This is a genomic window from Weissella uvarum (assembly GCF_016908785.1).
GTDB lineage: Bacteria > Bacillota > Bacilli > Lactobacillales > Lactobacillaceae > Weissella > Weissella uvarum.
In genome coordinates this window covers 313,936-331,829 of sequence record NZ_JAFBEO010000001.1, presented here as the reverse complement: position 1 = coordinate 331,829, position 17,894 = coordinate 313,936, and the positions used below count along the sequence as shown (strand labels likewise).

The window sequence follows — 17,894 nt, the reverse complement described above, 5'->3', positions numbered from 1 at the left end:
GAGTCACTCTCCAATCCTGTAAAATGCTTTTATCATAGCATATGAGGAGAGATGATTTATGGAGAAGATTTACGCGACAATTGGTCGAAAAATCCATGATCATAGTAAAATTTTCATTGGATTAATTTTAGCCATAACTGTGTTATTAGGACTTGGATTGCCTAAGATAACAATGGATATGGGAAATACAGTGTTTGTTAATGATAAACAACCTGTGTTAAAGAATACAGAGACCTATCAGAAACACTTTGGTGGTGATTCAGCCTTTGTTTTGATTGAGGGAAAGCAAAAAGATAACTTAACTCATGAGAATATGGCTAAAGTCGCCAAGTTGGAGCAAAAGTTTAAATCAATTGATAACATCACTGGAACTACATCAGTTGTGTCATTACTCAATGATCAATTAAGCAATGAAAATAGTAATGCACAAGGTTCAAAGATGTCACCACAGAAGCAAGCAAAGCTTCAAAAAGATATTCAGGCAAACTTATCTGCGAAAGAAAAAAAGCAGTTAAGTAAAGACATTCAGAACATCTTGACACCTGAACAAAAGCAATCACAGCAAGCTTATGTCATGTCATTGTTGTCATCACAACAACAGATGAGTTTAGCTCAAGGGAAGTCAATTGAACAAGTTTTGACGTCAAAGCAGCAAGCTCAAGTTCAAGCATATATGCAAAAGCAGTTAAATAAAGAGCAACAGGGACAATTACAACAAAAGATGTTTAAAATGTTGCCTAAAGTTCAGGATATGAGTACGCCACTATTGCGTGATCTTATCTTGGATGATAATGGTAATGTGCAATCTGCTTTCAAAGATTTGTTGCCTAATAATGGTAAAAGTGTTCTTGTAAAGGTAAATACTGGTAATAAGTCTGATATGACGACTTACGTTGGTATGACAAAGAGCATGAAGCAAGATCTTAAGACTGTTGATTTTAAGCATGCAAAAATTAGACTTGCTGGTAATCCAGCTGTTATGTCAAATATTCAAGTTCAAGTTGGTCATACAATGACGATTATGATGGCTATGGCCTTGGTAATGATGGTGGTTGTCCTATCGCTATTATTTAAGGTTCGTCGTCGTATTTTGGCTTTGCTATTCGTGGTTGTTAGTTTGATTTGGACATTTGGTATCATGGGGTGGGTAGGTATTCCAATCACCTTAGCTACCATGGCCATTTTGCCAATTGTTATTGGATTGGGAACTGATTTTGGTGTGCAATTCCATAATCGGTATGAAGAAGAGTATCGTAAAACTGGAAATAGTGAAAAATCAGTCGAAAGTTCCTCAGCTAATATGGGACCAGCGGTTGGTGTTGCATTGATTGTGATGTCATTAAGCTTTTTGACAATGTTGTTGTCAAAGGCACCAATGATGCAAATGTTTGGTGTGACATTGGCAATCGGGGTTGTGACGAGTTATATCGTTGAGTTCGTTTTGATGTTCTCAATCCAATCAATCTTAGATCGCAAGAATCCAAAGTTATCTGATAAACATAGTTCTGATAATTGGTTGAGTAAAGGGCTAGGGCACTATGCACAATTTGTGATGAAACACTCAGGAGTTTTGGTAATTATTGGAATTATCCTTGCTGGTGCTGGTTTTGCAGTTGAAAGTAAAATTCCGGTTGAAACGGATATGTTTAAAATGGTGCCACAAGATATGCAAGCGCTTAAGGATACCAAACGCTTACAAAAATAGGTGGGGTCAACAACGTATCTTACTTATATGGTAAAGTCGGATGATGTTCGAGATAAAAAGCAGTTGACTAAGGTCGACAATTTCGCACAAAAAATTGATCATAAATATTCTGGTATTGAAGATGCAACGACTTTAAAGTCAACGTATGAAGCTTTAAATCCTAATATGAGTGATCAAAGTCAAAGAACGATTAATAGTAATATTAATAATTTGCCAACGGCACTGAAGCAGATTACTTTGAGTAAAGATAATCATTATACAGTAGTTTCTTTCAAGGTTAAAACGAGTTTGAGTACAGAAGATCAACGTAAGTTGATGAGCAAGATTGATAAACAAGCTAAAGATGTTAAGGGAATTAACATTGCGGCCGCTGGACCACAAATGCTTATGTTAACAGGTGTCGGTAATATGACGGCTCGGCATGCTTTGATGATTATTGCAGGGCTAAGTGTGATTGTAGTTGTATTGTTACTCGTATATCGGAGTTTCAAATTCGCGCTATTACCAGTTATTCCAATCGTGGTTGTGCTTGGATTATCACCACTTACCTTGTACTTACTTGGTGATGCATATAATCCACTAACGGTAGCTTTGAGTTCACTTGTGTTGGGAATTGGAACAGAGTTTACAATTTTGATTCTTGAACGTTATCGAGAAGAAAAGATGGCTGGACTATCAACACAAGCAGCGGTTACAAAATCACTTAGTTCAGTTGGTAGCGCAATTACAGTTTCTGGTCTAACTGTTGTTGGTGGATTCGCGGCGATTATGTTTGCTAATTTCCCAGCATTGAGTGCTTTCGGATTGATCACGGTGTTAGATACTGCCTACTCACTTATTTCGGCTTTGACAATTTTGCCAGCGATGATTATTTTATTTGATAAGTTGAGCAAAAAAAAGCAAGGTTAGTTGTTTAATTTAAAATTGTTAGAATTAAGTAGTAAAATTTCGGATGAAATAATTGAACTTAATGCGTGTTATCGTTTTTAAATTCAACTATTTTAGAAGATGCTAAATAAAAAAGTACCTCCACGAATTTGTGGAGGTACTTTTTTAATAGTTTGATTAAACAAATTGATCAGAAAGGGCAATAAATTCATCAATGTCCTTTTTAACGAGATCGGCACCAGCTTGCCAAAAGTCTGGCTTGGTTAGATCAACGCCTAAGTGCTTTTGGGCCAGCTCCTCAGTCGACATATTGGCTGTATCACGTAGCAAACTGATATAAGCATCTTCGAAGTTATCTTGTTTTTGGGCCCAAGCATAAATACCAGAACTAAATAGATAACCGAAGGTGTATGGGAAATTATAGAACGGCACATCATCCATGAAGAAGTGTAACTTAGATGACCAGAAGTGAGGGTGACGCTTATTTAGAATGTCATCGAACGCTTCTTTTTGAGCTGCATCCATAATTTCATTGAGCTTTTCAGCTGGGACATAACCCTTTTGGCGTTCTTCATAAAAACGCTTTTCAAATAAGAATCGGGCCCGGATGTTCAAGAACATTGAAACGGGGTTACTCATTTTAGCATCAAGTAGCACGACTTTTTCTGCATCAGATTGTGCCTGTTGTACATTTGCATCAGCAATGAGCAATTCGGCAAAAGTTGAAGCTGTCTCGGCAACATTCATTGCGTAATCATCGCGCCAAATTGGCAAATCGGTTAGCAAACTTGAATGGAAGGCATGCCCTAGTTCATGTGCAATCGTGGCTGCATCATTAACTGAACCTGTAAACGTCAAGAAAATTCGTGACTCATGAATATCAGGTAAGGTGTCCATCCAGCCGCCTGGTTGCTTACCAGGGCGATCTTCCGCTTCAATCCATTGATTCTCGAAAGCTTGTTTAGCAAAAGCGGCCATCTTTGGTGAATACTTACCGAAGTTTTCGATGATAAACTGCGCTGCTTCATCAAAGGTCTGTGTCTTAGGTTGATAGTCACCGACATGCGTAAGGGGAGCCACTTGGTCTTGCCAACCAATGCCATCAGTGCCTAGTAGTTGTGCCTTACGTTCAAAGTAAGGTTTAAACATATGCTTATTGTCATCGACAACTTGCCACATCGTATCAAGAGTTGCCCGTGAGAGACGATTGAGTTCAAGTGGTTCTTCAAGAAAGTCCTTATAACCATGCGCTTTTTGTTCGGTCAAGCGCGCTCCGGCCAAGTGGTTAAGGGTATCGGCGGTCAAGTCTTGCGCATCCCCCCACATCTTTTCATAACCATCCATTAAGTTGGCCCGGGCTGTATTATCCGGATAACCATCAAGCATATTAAGGGCTTGTCCGGCTGAAATGGTCCGAGTTTGCCCATTTTCATCGGTAAACGGCATATTTAAATTAGCAGCAATGACATCATAATGACTGGCCCAGGCATTTAAGCCATCCAGTTTTAGTTGATCTAAGAGTGCTTCTTGTTCCGGAGACTGAAGACGTTGGGCACTGTGACGCAATTCTTTCAAAGTAAAGGCGACCGGTTCTAAAGCAGGGTGCTTTAATAATTGCTCAAAAGTTGCATCATCAAAGTCAGCTAAGAGTCGTTGATAAGCATTTAAGGGTTGGTTATAGGCTGCAGCCAATCCTTGAATTTGATTCGCAAAAGGGCGATAAAGCGGGTTCGTATAATCGGCTGAAATCATACCGTTAATATATGTCCCTACGGTTTGCAAACCACTTTCAATGGCTTGTACCAATTCGGTTAGCCGGACCAGTTCACTAAAATCAGGATCATTTTTTGCTTGGTAGTTGTTAACTTCATCGGTCAATGTTTGAATTTGCTGTTCTATCGTTGCTAACTTCTTTTTGAACGCATCTCCTTGAACACCACCAGGGTACAGGTCAGCTAGTTGCCAATTTTGTGAATAAACCATAACACAACCTCTTTCTCATTATTTTTTAATAGTGTAGCACAATTTTCAAGTAACAGCTTAGTTTTCTTGGGGTGTGCTGGAATAAAAAGCAGTTGTGAACGTGAATTTTTGATATAATTACAGCTATCTGTTATGAAAGTTGAAAGGAGCATGTTTGGTTAAGCAACAAGCCAAGCATGAATAATTAAATGCGTAAGATGATGAAAATAGTCATTTCTGTGGTAATTGCGATTGCCGTTGCGATGTTAATCGCGGCTGGTGTTTTCTTTTATATTGTGGAAGTGCGTGCCGATAAGAGTTTCGTGACAGGAGGGTCACAGACACAAAAAGCGGATCCGCTCGACAAACAAAAGAAGGCTTGGTCGGCTGTGCCAAACAAGCAAGCCGTCAATTTAACTGCTAAAGACGGGGTGAAGTTAAAGGGACAGTATGTTCCGGCCGCACAACCATCGAACAAAACGGCGATTGTGATTCATGGTTTTGCGGTTGACCATCGTGAAGTCATTCCTTATGCTAATATGATGCATCAACAAGGCTACAATGTCTTGCTGGCCGATAACCGAGCTGCAGGTAAGTCTGGTGGTAAGTTTATTGGTTATGGTTATTTAGAAGCTAAAGATTATTTAGAATGGATTCAACGGTTGATCAAGCAAAATCCAAAGAGTGAAATTGTGGTTTATGGTACATCGCTTGGTGGGGCAACCACGATGGATTTGGCGGGGATGAATCCACCCAAGCAAGTGAAAGCATATATTGAAGACTGTGGTTACAACAGTATGCGTGAAGAATTATTGTATGAGGCTAACCAGCTTTATCATATTCCACGTTGGTTGGCGAACCCACTCATTAGTATTATGTCAGTTTATTCGAAGGTATTAGCTGGTTATTCATATGATCAAGCCGACAGCGTGGCAGCTTTGAAGCGTAACACGCGACCAATGCTATTTATTCATGGTAAGCAAGATGGCTTTGTGCCAAGTTATATGTTGAATGATGTCTACGAGGCAACGCGCGGACCAAAGGCCAAGTTTGAAGTTGATAATGCTGACCATATGGAAGCTTATGAAAAAGACCAAACGGCTTATGAAAAGCAAGTTAAGAGTTTTTTGAATCAATATGTACATTAGCGCGTAAGGATTGTTGGGAACAGCAATCCTTTTTACGTGGGCATGTTACAATAAAAGTGAATAAACGAGGTAGAATTTATGACAGATCATTATTATACAGCTGAACCAACATTGGCCCATGACGAACATACATTTACATTTAATTTGTTAGGCAACGACTTAAAATTTACCAGTGATGCCGGTGTTTTTTCAAAACAAACGATTGATTTTGGAACGCGGACCATGCTTGAAGCGTTTGATGCTGACAAAATTCCGGATGGTCGCATTTTGGATTTAGGGGCTGGCTATGGCCCAGTAGCAATTAGCCTTGCTAAGGTGATGCCAGAGCGTCAATTTGTGGCAGCTGAGGTGAATCATCGTGCGGTTGATTTAATTAAGCGTAATGCCGAAGCCAACCGGGTCTTAGATCAAATTGAAATTGTCCAATCTGATATTTATCAAGCAGTTCAAGATCGATTTGCGGCGATTATGGTTAATCCACCAGTACGAGCTGGGAAAGCCGTTGTACAGACAATGTTACGGGAAGCCCATGAACATTTATTGCCTGGTGGTACTTTGACGGTTGTCCTTCAGAAAAAGCAGGGCGCACCTTCAGCTAAAGCTTTGATGGATGAAACGTTTGGTAATGTTCAAACAATTGATAAAGCAAAAGGGTACTATGTGATGGAGAGTGTGTATGACGACTAGTTTGACCTCAGAACAAATCGATTACTTTATGGGGCAAGCTCTATATGAAGCCCATAAAGCGCAAGCGGTTGGTGAAGTGCCGATTGGGGCGGTTGTTGTTCAAGATGGTAAAATTATTGGTCGTGGCTTTAATTTACGGGAACGCATGCAGGATGCTAGTCAACATGCAGAGTTATTGGCGTTGACTGAAGCAAATCGGCTTGAAAAATCGTGGCGTTTGCCAGAAGCACAATTATTTGTCACCTTAGAGCCGTGCTTAATGTGTGCAGGCCTAATTCAACAAACACGCATAACGGATGTTTACTATGGTGCTGATGACCCGAAAGCAGGTGCAGTGCGCTCGTTGTATCATGTTTTGGAAGATGAACGTTTAAATCATCAAGTTACGGTGCATCCTGGCGTCCGTCAAACCGAGGCAAGTCAGCTTTTAAAAGCCTTCTTTAAAGCGGTACGTAAGCGTCGTAAATTAGAACGAAAAGCAATGCAAGAAAGCGCTAGTCAAAATAACTGAACCGTGATACAATATCTTTTGGTAAAGCAAGTTTGCACTTCGAATTGTGTCAGGGTCGGAAGGCAGCAGCACTAAGGAGACCGTAGATTGTGCTTTGCCTTTTTTATACCAATGAAGTCGTCAGTTGATTTTTAATCAACTGGCGTTTTTTTAAGCAAATTTCTGTTAAAATAATGAGTATGAGTTTTAAAGAAGGAGGACGTTGAAAATGGCATATCAAGCTTTATATCGGACCTGGCGTCCACAAAAGTTTAGTGACATGATTGGTCAAGAAGTTGTGACCCAGACTTTGAAGAACACAATTATCAGTGACCAAATCACACACGCGTATCTTTTCAGCGGTCCTCGTGGAACAGGTAAAACCTCGGCGGCTAAAATTTTCGCCAAGGCAGTGAATTGTCTACACCCTGAAAATGGTGAACCAGATGATTCCTGTGAAATTTGTTTAGCAATTAATGATGGTTCATTTGGAGATGTTATTGAACTTGACGCGGCCTCGAATAACGGGGTTGATGAAATTCGACAAATTCGTGAAGATGTTAATTACGCGCCAACACGTGGTAAATATAAAGTTTATATTATTGATGAGGTGCATATGCTTTCAACCGGGGCATTCAATGCCTTATTGAAAACTTTAGAAGAGCCACCAGCCAACGTGATTTTTATCTTGGCGACAACGGAGCCACAAAAAATTCCGGCTACCATCATTTCTAGAACCCAGCGTTTTGATTTTAAGCGAATTAGTAGTCAGGATGCTTATGAGCGAATGGCTTATATTTTGGATGAAGTTGGTGATTCGTATGATGAGGATGCTTTGCGTGTAATCGCGAATGCTGCTGATGGTGGCATGCGTGACGCGCTAAGTATCTTAGACCAGGTCCTATCTTTTGGTGATGATGAGGTTACTTTGGAAAATGCGCTCCTTGTGACAGGGTCGGTTACCCAGTCATTACTTGGTGACTATGTTCAAGCTTTACGACAAGGTGATACCAAAGCTGCTTTAGCGAAAGTGGAAGAAATCCTAGATGCTGGGAAAGATGTGAATCGTTTCGTTGAAGATTTAATTAGTTATGCACGTGATTTATTGCTATATACTGAAGCACCTGATTTGATCACCTTAGTACCAGATGATAATTTTAAAAATTTAGCCCAAGCAACACCAGCAGGTGTGTGGTATCAAATGATTGATATCTTAAGTGACACACAACAACAATTACGTTATACGAACCGGCCCAGTGTGTATCTTGAGGTGCTTACTGTTAAGTTGAGTGGTTTAACCGAAAATGGTATGAATGGGACATCAGTATCACAGGCAGCCCCTGCGCAGGTGGGACAAGCTTCAACAACAGTTGCAGCCAGTCAAGCACTACAAACAGAGGTAACGTCTGAAACGGCGACACAGCCAGCACCATCACGAAGTAATGTTACGACTACTGCAAAACCGGCAGATAAGACAACTGGCAGTGCTAATGCTACGCCTGCCGCACAAGCACAGGCCCAAGTTCAAGGGGAACAAGTAACCGTTTTGGATGATCAGGCGGCCGTCTTTAATGTCTTGCGTCAAGCAACTCGTGGAGATTTAACACGGGTACAAAGCGTTTGGCGTGACTTGATTAATAGTTTAGCAGTGCCACAACAGGCGATGCTAAATGTTGCGCAACCAATTGCAGCGGCACCGGCAGGACTCGTGGTTGCTTTCGATTATGATGTGATTCGAACGCAAGCAATGCACAATCAAGATTTACTCCAAAAGATGACTGTGCAGTTACGTATCTTGACACAAGCTCAACAAGATCGGCAATTAGTCTTTATTACGACTGATGCGTGGCCTAAATTACGGTCTGATTTTGTTACAGCCACCCGTGGCGAACAAACTGAGACACCACAGAGTAATTCGCAGTCTAATAGTCCGGTTGAACAACCAATGGCAACCGCAGATGATGAAGGTTTGCAACATTTAATGGACGAAACTAATGCTGCCAATGATCAGACGGATGATCCGGTCGTGGCTGAGGCAAAAGCATTATTCGGTGATACAGTTGTTACACAAGAAGATTAAACAATTTAATTTAAATAGAAAAGAGGAATGAAAATATGTTTGGCGGACAAAATATGCAACAAATGATGAAGCAAATGAAGAAGATGCAAGCGCAAGTACAATCAGAACAAGCTGATATTGCGAACACAGAATACGAAGGTAAGGCACCTGATGATATGGTGGTCGTTAAGTTTAACGGTGACCGTAAGATGCTTGATATGCAAATTAAGCCTGAATTAATCGATCCAGAAGATCCCGATGGTTTGGCTGATATGATTTTGGTAGCGACTAATGATGCGCTTAAAAAAATTGATGCGGATACTGAAAAGCGGATGGGTCAATTTGCCCCAAAGGGGATGGGCTTCTAAACTGATTGTTAGAAAGAAGGTAGGATTGTGCAATATCCAGAACCAGTTGCCAAATTAATTGATAGTTTTACTAAACTACCTGGAATTGGGGTTAAAACGGCAACCCGTTTAGCCTTTTATGTCATCGACATGCCAGAAGCCGATGTGACAAGCTTTGCACAAGCGCTGATTTCTGCTAAACGTGATTTAACCTTTTGTAGTATTTGTGGTAATTTAACGGAAGATGATCCATGTGCTATTTGTTCGGATCCTAGTCGTGATCAATCAACAGTGTTAGTGGTTGAAGAAGTTAAAGATTTGATGGCGATTGAAAATGCCGGCGAATATCATGGACTTTATCATGTATTACATGGCGTGCTTTCGCCAATGGCCGGAAAAGGGCCTGATGATATTAATATTGATTCATTGGTAACGCGCCTACAAAAGAATGATGAAATTAAAGAAGTGATTGTAGCCACGAACGCAAATGCGGAAGGTGAAGCGACAGCGATGTATCTATCACGTTTGTTAAAGCCAGCTGGGATTAAGGTTTCACGTTTGGCAACAGGATTGTCAGTAGGCAGTGACATTGATTATGCTGATGAAATCACTTTAATTAAAGCAGTTGAAGGGAGAACGGAACTTTAATGTTTGGTCTAAAGAAAAAACAAAAGTTAAATCCGCGTGAATATGATAAATATTTAACAGATGGTATCGCGGATGCGAAGTATGACTATGAAAAAGCCAAGTTATCTGAAGAGGCTTTATTTGAAAGTGATTTAGATCCGCGTTACATTGTGGCGCAAACGGCACTACAAAAGCAAAAGTATTTCTTCTTATTGCGAGCTGCTCGTCAGCGTAAAGTGGTTGCAAGTTGGCATCAAGCATTTGTGCACCCAGAGAATTAGTGATGACAATGGATTTATCTGCCAGAAAGCGGGTAAGTCCTTTTTTATTGCTATGGTATAATAGGAAACATTAAAGGATAAAGGTAGACATCATGACGGGAAAGTTTATTTCAATTGAAGGACCGGATGGCGCCGGCAAAACATCAGTTTTAAAAGCGATTTTAGCTGAGTTGCGACCACTTTTAGGTGAACGGTTATTAGTGACCCGTGAACCTGGTGGGACAGGTAGTGTGGTTGCCGAAGCAATTCGCGACTTGGTATTAGATCCTAATTTACCAACGATGGATGCTTGGACTGAAGCACTCTTGTATGCGGCTTCACGACGCCAACATATTGTGGAAACCATTGAACCAGCATTAGCAGATGACAAAGTAGTCCTTTCGGATCGCTATGTTGATAGTTCAATTGCTTATCAAGGGGGCGGTCGTGAGTTAGGTGTTGAGCAAATTGCTAAATTAAATACATTTGCAACACATGGTTTAGCACCACAAGCAACCATTTATTTGGACCTTGATCCAAAAATCGGATTGGAGCGGATTCAAACGCAACGTAGTGATGAAGTGAACCGGTTGGACGTAGAAGCTTTGGCCTTTCATCAACGAGTGACGCAAGCCTATCATGAATTAATTGAACGTAATCCAGAACGGTTTTGGGTGATTGATGCCAATCAGCCTTTAGATCAAGTTATTGAACAAACCAGTGCATCAATGCACCAAATTTTGCATGACGAGTTAGGTTAAGGAGAATAGCACAATGAAAATGGTTACAGCAGTTGTCCAAGATAAAGATGCAGCACGTTTAGGAAAAGCATTAGTTAAGGCTGGTTTCGGTGCAACACGCCTGGCTTCAACGGGAGGCTTTCTAAAAGCAGGTAGTACGACCTTCATGATTGGGGTTTCCGATGAAAAATTGGATGATGTGTTAGAAATCATCAAACATTCTGCTAAGAAACGTAATCGGATGATGACGCCTTCCTTTGGGATGGATACAGTTGAATCAACTGTGACGGCACCAATGGAAGTCGAAATTGGTGGCGCAACAGTTTTCGTTCAAGATGTTGAACAATTTCACCAATTTTAAAGTTTAGAAAGTGAGAATGCACCCACATGGCAGTTGAAAACACACCTGAAACGTTGATTGCGCAAGCCAATGCTAAACAGCCGGTCATCATTCATCAATTTGAGAGTGCCATCAAAAAACAACAATTGAGTCATGCTTTTTTGTTTGTGGGTCCCAATGGTCGTGGACAAGTCGAGGTGGCAGATTGGTTAGCAATGCGTCTATTGTGTTTGCACCCTCAGGCTGATGGTAATCCAGATGGTACATGTAACCAATGTCGTCGGATTGCGCGACATGAACATCCAGATGTTGTAGAAGTGGAACCAGATGGTCAGCGGTTAAAAGTTGATCAAATTCGTTTTTTACAAAATGAATTAACGAAGACAGCGGTTGAAGGCGAACAAAAGGTGATCATTGTACACGCGGCCGAAACAATGACCGATAGTGCGGCTAATGGACTTTTGAAGTCGATTGAAGAGCCACAAGGGCATCAGACTATTATTTTGATTGCAACGAGTCGACAGCAAGTTTTGCCAACGATTGTTTCACGGACACAAGTTGTTGAATTCCAGGCTTTGGCTGGGGAAGCACGGAACCAACAGTTGCTTGATTTAGGATATCCGCAGCATGTGGTTCCGTTGGTAAGTGCGCTGACCGATGATTTGGATGTGGCGCAAAATTGGCTCGTTGATGACTGGTTCCAACGTGTTTTAAAACAAGTTGAACGGTTGATGACCGCTTTATTAGAACAGGATTATCAAGCGTTTGTCATGATTCAAACCGACGTGATGCCGTTAATTAAAGAGCAGGATGCTAAAGCGGTCCTTGCAATGATTATCCAAGCTTGTCGGGATTTATTGATGGCGTTGCAAGGTGGGTTAATTCAGAGCGGTTTTACTACGCTCCCACAATGGGAACAGTTAGCAAAACGATATACTCAAGCGCAAATTTTGGCCTTAACCGATTTAGCGTTAGCGATGCCCCAAGCAATTGAAATGAATTTGAATACACAAACGGTTATCGAAAGTTTTGTGATTAAAAGTCAGAAAGTATTAGCAGGTTAAGCATGCAACAACAACGTAGTTATACAACACAAACCATGGGGACTTTGTATTTAGTGCCGACCCCAATTGGTAATTTAGATGACATGACTTTTCGGGCGATTAAGACCTTAAGGGATGTCGATTTAATTGCTGCTGAAGATACACGGCATACACAGCAGTTATTAAATCAGTTTGAAATTGAAACGAAGCAAATTTCGTTTCACGAACATAATAAAGAAGCTCGGATTCCAGAGTTAGTTGAAAAGCTAGTGACCGGAATGAATATTGCACAAGTTTCTGATGCGGGGATGCCATCGATTTCTGATCCAGGTCATGAATTAGTTCAAGCAGCCCTTGCAGCTGATATTACAGTTGTGCCATTGCCTGGAGCGAGCGCTGGGATTACAGCTTTGATTGCTTCAGGTCTTTCACCTCAGCCATTTACTTTTTATGGTTTCTTACCGCGGAAACAGACAGAACAGATTGCTGCTTTGGAACAGATTGCCCCCCAACCAGAAACAATGCTATTTTATGAAGCTCCGCATCGTCTGGCTAAGACCCTTGCCAATATCCAACAAGTGGTTGGTGATGAACGTCCGGTTTGTTTGGCCCGAGAATTGACGAAAAAGTATGAAGAGTTCATTCGAGGAACGGCTAAGGAAGTTGCTGAATGGGCGCAGCAGAATGAAGTCAGGGGTGAATTTGTGATTATGCTTGGCGGCGGTACTGGGCGACAAGCAGCTCAAGAAAAAACAGACCCTTTGGCCGAATTAACCCCAATTGAAGCAGTCAAGGCTTTGGTTGCTTCAGGGTTGAAAACGACAGCAGCGGTTAAGCAGATTGCCAAAGCGCGTCAATTAGATCGACAAACATTGTACCAAGCATATGAGGAGGAAAAGTAATGGCATCTACTTTTGAAATGCCACACATTGTCGAATATGATGAGTGTGACATGACACAACAAATTAGTATTCCAATGATTTTTAGTGTCATGATGATTGTGTCAAATGCCCAATCAGAAGCATTGAACGTAGGAGATGCCTATGTCCATAGTTTGGGATTAGGTTGGATTATTTTGGAATATCAAGTCGATATTATTCGGCGACCACGTGAGAATGAAGAAATCACCTTGAGTACGACTGCGCGTGAGTTTAATAATTACTTTGCTAAGCGTGATTTCAATATGATTGATGCAGATGGAAATGCTATTGTGCAAGCGCATGCTTTATTTGCATTAATGGACATGAACAAGCGTAAAATCACCAAGATTCCGCAAGACATGGTGGCATGTTATGAGCCAACGTTGGTAAAGCGCATTAAGCGTGGTGTTGATGCTATCCCTGAGCTGACAGCAGATCAAATTACGCATGCGGCTGATTTTACGGTGCGTTATACGGATATTGATTTTAATCAGCATGTTAATAATTCACGCTACTTTGACTGGATGATTAATGCGCTTGATTTTGATTTTTTAAATCAGCATGAAGTGAAGCATATTGCAATTCGTTTTGATAAAGAAGTTGGTCAAAAGGATACCATTACTTCTCAAGCGGCGGTTGATCCAGTGGCGCAACAGACGGTTCACGAAATTCGTTTTGCCGATGGGCACTTATCTGCACAGGCCGTGCTAGATTGGACAACTAACGCAAATTGAGTGATAATTAATTCAGAATATACGGCGTCATAGGAGGAAAAATATGGCAACTTTAGTCTTAGGGGGAGCAGGATATATCGGATCACATATGGTGGACCGTTTATTAGCTGCTAACCGTGATGTGGTGGTCGTTGATAATCTATTAACTGGCCATAGAAAAGCTGTGCCAGCTAACGTACCATTTTATGAAGTGGACATTCGGGATAAGGCGGCCTTGAACGAAGTGTTTGATCAAGAGCCAATTGATCAAGTTGTACATTTTGCGGCCTCATCAATTGTGCCTGAATCAATGGCGGATCCCTTGAAGTATTTTGATAATAATACGGGTGGTATGATTAATTTGCTCGAAGTGATGTTAAAACATGATGTCAAGAACATCGTCTTTTCATCAACAGCGGCAACTTATGGTATTCCAGAAGATAACCCAATTGTCGAAACAACACCACAGAATCCGATTAACCCTTATGGTGAATCAAAGCTACAAATGGAACATATTATGCGTTGGGCTGATGAAGCTTATGGGTTGAAGTGGGTCGCCTTACGTTACTTTAATGTTGCTGGTGCAAAAGCGGATGGTTCAATTGGGGAAGATCACCCAACGGAAACGCATTTGGTGCCAATTATTTTACAAGTTGCCTTAGGCGAACGCGATAAGATTATGATGTATGGTGATGACTACAATACACCGGATGGCTTTAATGTTCGTGACTATGTGCATGTAATGGACTTAGCCGATGCCCATATTGAAGCTTTAGATTATTTGGCTGATGGTAATCCGTCAAATCAATTTAATCTTGGATCAGCCAATGGGTATTCTGTTAAGGAAATGGTAGAAGCAGCCCGCAAAGCAACTGGAAAAGAAATTCCAGCGGAAGTGGGTCCACGGCGTGTGGGCGATCCAGATTCATTAGTGGCTTCGTCAGATAAAGCGCGTGAAATTTTGGGTTGGCAACCACAGTACGAGAACGTTGAAGATATTATCAAGACGGCTTGGACTTGGCATCAAAAGCACCCACATGGTTATGAAGACCGTTAAAACGGTGCGATGACTGACTTGTTTGTTGAGAAGTATCAGACAAGTTGGTTTTTTTAATGTCTGAGGTCTAAATGATTAAAAATAGGTTAATGAAGTAACGATTTAAGGGGGCAAGCATGGTTGAAAGAACAATTGCGTTTGATACGAGTAATCAGGCGCTTAGTGTTGCCATTTTTGAGGATGAACAATTATTGGCACAACGTGAAGCAAATGTGGCACGCAATCATTCAACGCAATTGATGCCATTTATTGATGAATTGGTGCAAGGTGTCGGTTGGCGGCCTCAAGATTTAACGCGAGTAGTCGTCAGTCAAGGACCAGGATCATATACAGGCTTGCGGATTGGGGTAACAACAGCAAAGACGTTAGCTTTTACGTTAAAGATTGCTTTGGCGGGTGTTTCAAGTTTAGCTTTGTTGGCTAGTAATGCCGATCAAACGGAAGCGTTAATTGTGCCAATGATGGATGCGCGTAATCATAATATTTATGCGGGTGCTTACCAATGGCGCCAGGGACATTTAGAAAATGTATTAGCTGATGCGCATACGAATGTGGCGGCTTTATTGGAACAATTAGGACAAGTTCAAAATGCGATTGTTTTTGCGGGTGAATATGCACCTTTCAAAACGGACATTTTGGATGCGTTCCCTGATGCACGGTTTGTGACGGACACCTTACCACATGCGGCACATTTGCCAAACTTAGTTGACCCAAAGCAAGTGTTAACGAATATGGACGATATTCATCGTTTTGTGCCAAATTATCATCGCTTATCGCAGGCTGAAGCTGATTGGGCTAAAGCTAATCCTGATGCAGGTACAACAGATTATGTGGAAAAGATTTAATGAATTGGTTTATTGGCATACGCATCCGATTCCTAAAGAATTAAAAGAGTTTCGGCAATCGGTGCAAATTAATGGTTTTGAATTTGTGATGATGCGGGCAACTATGGCTGATATCGATGATATGCAAGCGATTGAACGTGAAGCTTATGCCGGCGACGATCCATGGCCGCGTCGTATTTTTGAACATGAATTAAATCGAACGCGCGAACGTTTATACGTTGTTTTGCGCCAGCCGGAAACGAATTCTTTAGTGGGCTTTATGGGGGCAGCGTTTCGCCCAGGAATTCGGGAGGTTCATTTGGCTAATTTAACGGTCTCCCCACATTGGCAAGGACGTGAAATTGGTACGTTTTTCTTATCATATTTAATAACGTTAACGAAACAAAATCATTTTCAACGTTTGTCCTTAGAAGTTGAAACAACAAATGAACGGGCCATTAAGTTGTATGAAAAATTTGATTTCCAAATTATACGCGAACGGCGAAACTATTATGGGCCACAACGCAATGCTTACGATATGGCGCAAGTCTTTTCAAAGAAACAGCTTGGTCGAGGAATGAATTAATGGAATTTCGTGAACCAAAAGATGCAACTGAATTATTTGAAATTGCCAAGGATGCATACCAAGAAAAGCCTTGGCCCTTGGAAAGTTTTGAACGTGATTTAGCAAGCCGGCATACGCATTATCTAGTTTTAGAAGAACACGGTGAGCCAGTCGCTTTTGTGGGCGGAACATTGATTATTGATGAATTATCTATTAGTAATGTTGCTGTCAAAAGTGCTTTTCAAGGTCGCGGGTTAGGACAACTCTTATTAATGGAATGGTTTAATCAGTTTCCGCCGGGAACGCGAATCTTATTAGAAGTGCGTGTTTCAAATGAAGTCGCACAACACGTTTATCAAAAATTGGGATTTAATGTTTACCATCGCCGTAAAGATTATTATCATAACCCAGTTGAAGATGCGTTGTTAATGGATTATTTCCTATAAAGAAAGGTGAAAAAATGGCAGAAGATCGTTTAGTGATGGCATTTGAATCAAGTGCAGATGAAACGAGTGTCGCAATTGTAAAAAATGGTCATGAGATTGTCAGCTTAGAAACGGCAACGCAAATTAAATCGCATCAACGTTTTGGTGGCATTGTGCCGGAAGTCGCTAGCCGACATCACATTGAACAAGTGACGGTGCTAGCCGATGCAGCATTGACCGATGCAGGGATGACATATGATGATTTGACTGCGATTGCTGTGACACAAGGACCTGGATTAGTGGGAGCTTTGTTAATTGGTGTTACGGCGGCTAAGACGATTGCATGGGCCCATCAATTACCATTGGTACCCGTAATTCATTTAGCTGGACACATTAGTGCAGCTAATTTTGTTGAACCAATTCAATATCCTGCCCTGGCCTTAATGGTTTCAGGGGGGCATACTGAGTTAGTTTTGATGCGTTCCGAGTATGAATATCTCGTAATAGGTGATACGCGAGATGATGCTGCTGGAGAATGTTATGATAAGGTTGGCCGGACAATGGGCTTGCAATATCCATCCGGAAAGACACTTGATGAAATGGCACACCGTGGTACACCAACATATGATTTGCCACGGGCCATGTTACATGAAGATAATTTCGATTTTTCTTTCTCAGGTTTGAAAAGTGCGGTCATTAATTTAATGCATAATGCGGAGCAACGGGGTGAGCAAGTTAATCTGGATAATCTTGCCGCTAGTTTTCAAGATGCTGTTGTTGAAGTGTTGGTTACTAAAACACAACGGGCCTTAACGGAATACCCGGTTAAGTCATTTATTGTGGCTGGTGGGGTTGCTGCTAATCAAGGCCTACGTGATGGATTAACTGAAATGATGCAACATTTTCCAAAAACACGCTTTATTCCAGTTCCGATTGCCTTGGCTGGTGATAATGGAGCCATGATTGGCGCTGCTGGTGATATTGCTTATCGTCACGGTAAGCGGGCTGATTTAACGTTAAATGCTAATCCAGCCCTTGAATTTGATTATTTAGATGATTAAAAAAAGCCTTAATGCAAAACTGCATTAAGGCTT

The 17,894-nt window shown here is 41.2% G+C and carries 20 protein-coding genes and 1 other RNA gene; 20 read left to right on the top strand and 1 reads right to left on the bottom strand.

Features of this window, described 5'->3' with window-relative positions:
- The first annotated feature begins 58 nt into the window (after positions 1–58).
- Both JOC36_RS08670 and JOC36_RS08665 read left to right on the top strand, forming a co-directional pair.
- Positions 59–1,705 carry an MMPL family transporter gene (locus JOC36_RS08670; protein WP_239517493.1) on the top strand — a complete coding sequence of 549 codons (1,647 nt, stop codon included), beginning with the start codon at positions 59–61 and terminating at the stop codon, positions 1,703–1,705.
- 27 nt (positions 1,706–1,732) lie between these two features.
- Entirely contained in the window at positions 1,733–2,614 is an 882-nt protein-coding gene (locus JOC36_RS08665; protein ID WP_239517492.1) for an MMPL family transporter, read from the top strand.
- A gap of 156 nt (positions 2,615–2,770) precedes the next feature.
- On the opposite strand, the gene JOC36_RS01685 is transcribed toward JOC36_RS08665, so the two are convergent.
- Complete coding sequence (locus tag JOC36_RS01685; protein ID WP_205144771.1) at positions 2,771–4,576, bottom strand: M3 family oligoendopeptidase; 1,806 nt, start codon at positions 4,574–4,576, stop codon at positions 2,771–2,773.
- A 197-nt stretch (positions 4,577–4,773) separates the two neighbouring features.
- On the opposite strand from JOC36_RS01685, the gene JOC36_RS01680 reads away from it, so the two are divergent.
- The 18 genes from JOC36_RS01680 to tsaD all read left to right on the top strand — a co-directional run bounded on the left by JOC36_RS01680 (position 4,774) and on the right by tsaD (position 17,861).
- Positions 4,774–5,703, top strand: coding sequence for an alpha/beta hydrolase (locus JOC36_RS01680; protein ID WP_239517491.1), 930 nt, complete (start codon positions 4,774–4,776; stop codon positions 5,701–5,703).
- A 78-nt stretch (positions 5,704–5,781) separates the two neighbouring features.
- Complete coding sequence (locus JOC36_RS01675; RefSeq protein ID WP_205144770.1) at positions 5,782–6,390, top strand: class I SAM-dependent methyltransferase; 609 nt, start codon at positions 5,782–5,784, stop codon at positions 6,388–6,390.
- A complete protein-coding gene (tadA, locus tag JOC36_RS01670) occupies positions 6,380–6,901 on the top strand; it encodes a tRNA adenosine(34) deaminase TadA (protein WP_205144769.1) in 522 nt (173 codons plus the stop codon). The genes JOC36_RS01675 and tadA overlap by 11 nt, the downstream gene beginning before the upstream one ends.
- 17 nt (positions 6,902–6,918) lie before the next feature.
- An RNA gene (gene ffs / locus JOC36_RS01665) (signal recognition particle sRNA small type) lies at positions 6,919–7,006 on the top strand.
- A gap of 103 nt (positions 7,007–7,109) precedes the next feature.
- Complete coding sequence (gene dnaX / locus JOC36_RS01660; protein WP_205144768.1) at positions 7,110–8,960, top strand: DNA polymerase III subunit gamma/tau; 1,851 nt, start codon at positions 7,110–7,112, stop codon at positions 8,958–8,960.
- A gap of 35 nt (positions 8,961–8,995) precedes the next feature.
- Entirely contained in the window at positions 8,996–9,307 is a 312-nt protein-coding gene (locus JOC36_RS01655) for a YbaB/EbfC family nucleoid-associated protein (protein ID WP_205144767.1), read from the top strand.
- Between the two features lie 27 nt (positions 9,308–9,334).
- Positions 9,335–9,934, top strand: coding sequence for a recombination mediator RecR (gene recR, locus JOC36_RS01650; protein WP_205144766.1), 600 nt, complete (start codon positions 9,335–9,337; stop codon positions 9,932–9,934).
- Complete coding sequence (locus JOC36_RS01645) at positions 9,934–10,194, top strand: YaaL family protein (protein ID WP_205144765.1); 261 nt, start codon at positions 9,934–9,936, stop codon at positions 10,192–10,194. Before recR ends, JOC36_RS01645 begins: the two co-directional genes overlap by 1 nt.
- Before the next feature lie 92 nt (positions 10,195–10,286).
- Entirely contained in the window at positions 10,287–10,934 is a 648-nt protein-coding gene (gene tmk / locus JOC36_RS01640; RefSeq protein WP_205144764.1) for a dTMP kinase, read from the top strand.
- Between the two features lie 13 nt (positions 10,935–10,947).
- Complete coding sequence (locus tag JOC36_RS01635) at positions 10,948–11,274, top strand: cyclic-di-AMP receptor (protein WP_205144763.1); 327 nt, start codon at positions 10,948–10,950, stop codon at positions 11,272–11,274.
- Between the two features lie 26 nt (positions 11,275–11,300).
- Positions 11,301–12,317 carry a DNA polymerase III subunit delta' gene (holB, locus tag JOC36_RS01630; RefSeq protein ID WP_205144762.1) on the top strand — a complete coding sequence of 339 codons (1,017 nt, stop codon included), beginning with the start codon at positions 11,301–11,303 and terminating at the stop codon, positions 12,315–12,317.
- A gap of 2 nt (positions 12,318–12,319) precedes the next feature.
- Positions 12,320–13,198 carry a 16S rRNA (cytidine(1402)-2'-O)-methyltransferase gene (gene rsmI, locus JOC36_RS01625; RefSeq protein ID WP_205144761.1) on the top strand — a complete coding sequence of 293 codons (879 nt, stop codon included), beginning with the start codon at positions 12,320–12,322 and terminating at the stop codon, positions 13,196–13,198.
- Positions 13,198–13,950 carry an acyl-[acyl-carrier-protein] thioesterase gene (locus tag JOC36_RS01620; protein ID WP_205144760.1) on the top strand — a complete coding sequence of 251 codons (753 nt, stop codon included), beginning with the start codon at positions 13,198–13,200 and terminating at the stop codon, positions 13,948–13,950. The genes rsmI and JOC36_RS01620 overlap by 1 nt, the downstream gene beginning before the upstream one ends.
- 43 nt (positions 13,951–13,993) lie before the next feature.
- Complete coding sequence (gene galE, locus JOC36_RS01615) at positions 13,994–14,986, top strand: UDP-glucose 4-epimerase GalE (protein WP_205144759.1); 993 nt, start codon at positions 13,994–13,996, stop codon at positions 14,984–14,986.
- 116 nt (positions 14,987–15,102) lie between these two features.
- A complete protein-coding gene (gene tsaB / locus JOC36_RS01610; RefSeq protein ID WP_205144758.1) occupies positions 15,103–15,831 on the top strand; it encodes a tRNA (adenosine(37)-N6)-threonylcarbamoyltransferase complex dimerization subunit type 1 TsaB in 729 nt (242 codons plus the stop codon).
- On the top strand, positions 15,815–16,396 hold the full coding sequence (gene rimI, locus JOC36_RS01605) for a ribosomal protein S18-alanine N-acetyltransferase (protein ID WP_205144757.1): 582 nt from the start codon (positions 15,815–15,817) through the stop codon (positions 16,394–16,396). The genes tsaB and rimI (JOC36_RS01605) overlap by 17 nt, the downstream gene beginning before the upstream one ends.
- Complete coding sequence (rimI, locus tag JOC36_RS01600; RefSeq protein WP_205144756.1) at positions 16,396–16,821, top strand: ribosomal protein S18-alanine N-acetyltransferase; 426 nt, start codon at positions 16,396–16,398, stop codon at positions 16,819–16,821. The genes rimI (JOC36_RS01605) and rimI (JOC36_RS01600) overlap by 1 nt, the downstream gene beginning before the upstream one ends.
- Positions 16,822–16,835: 14 nt before the next feature.
- Positions 16,836–17,861 (top strand): tRNA (adenosine(37)-N6)-threonylcarbamoyltransferase complex transferase subunit TsaD, encoded by a 1,026-nt coding sequence (gene tsaD, locus JOC36_RS01595; RefSeq protein WP_205144755.1) that lies wholly within the window; start codon positions 16,836–16,838, stop codon positions 17,859–17,861.
- Positions 17,862–17,894: the final 33 nt, after the last annotated feature.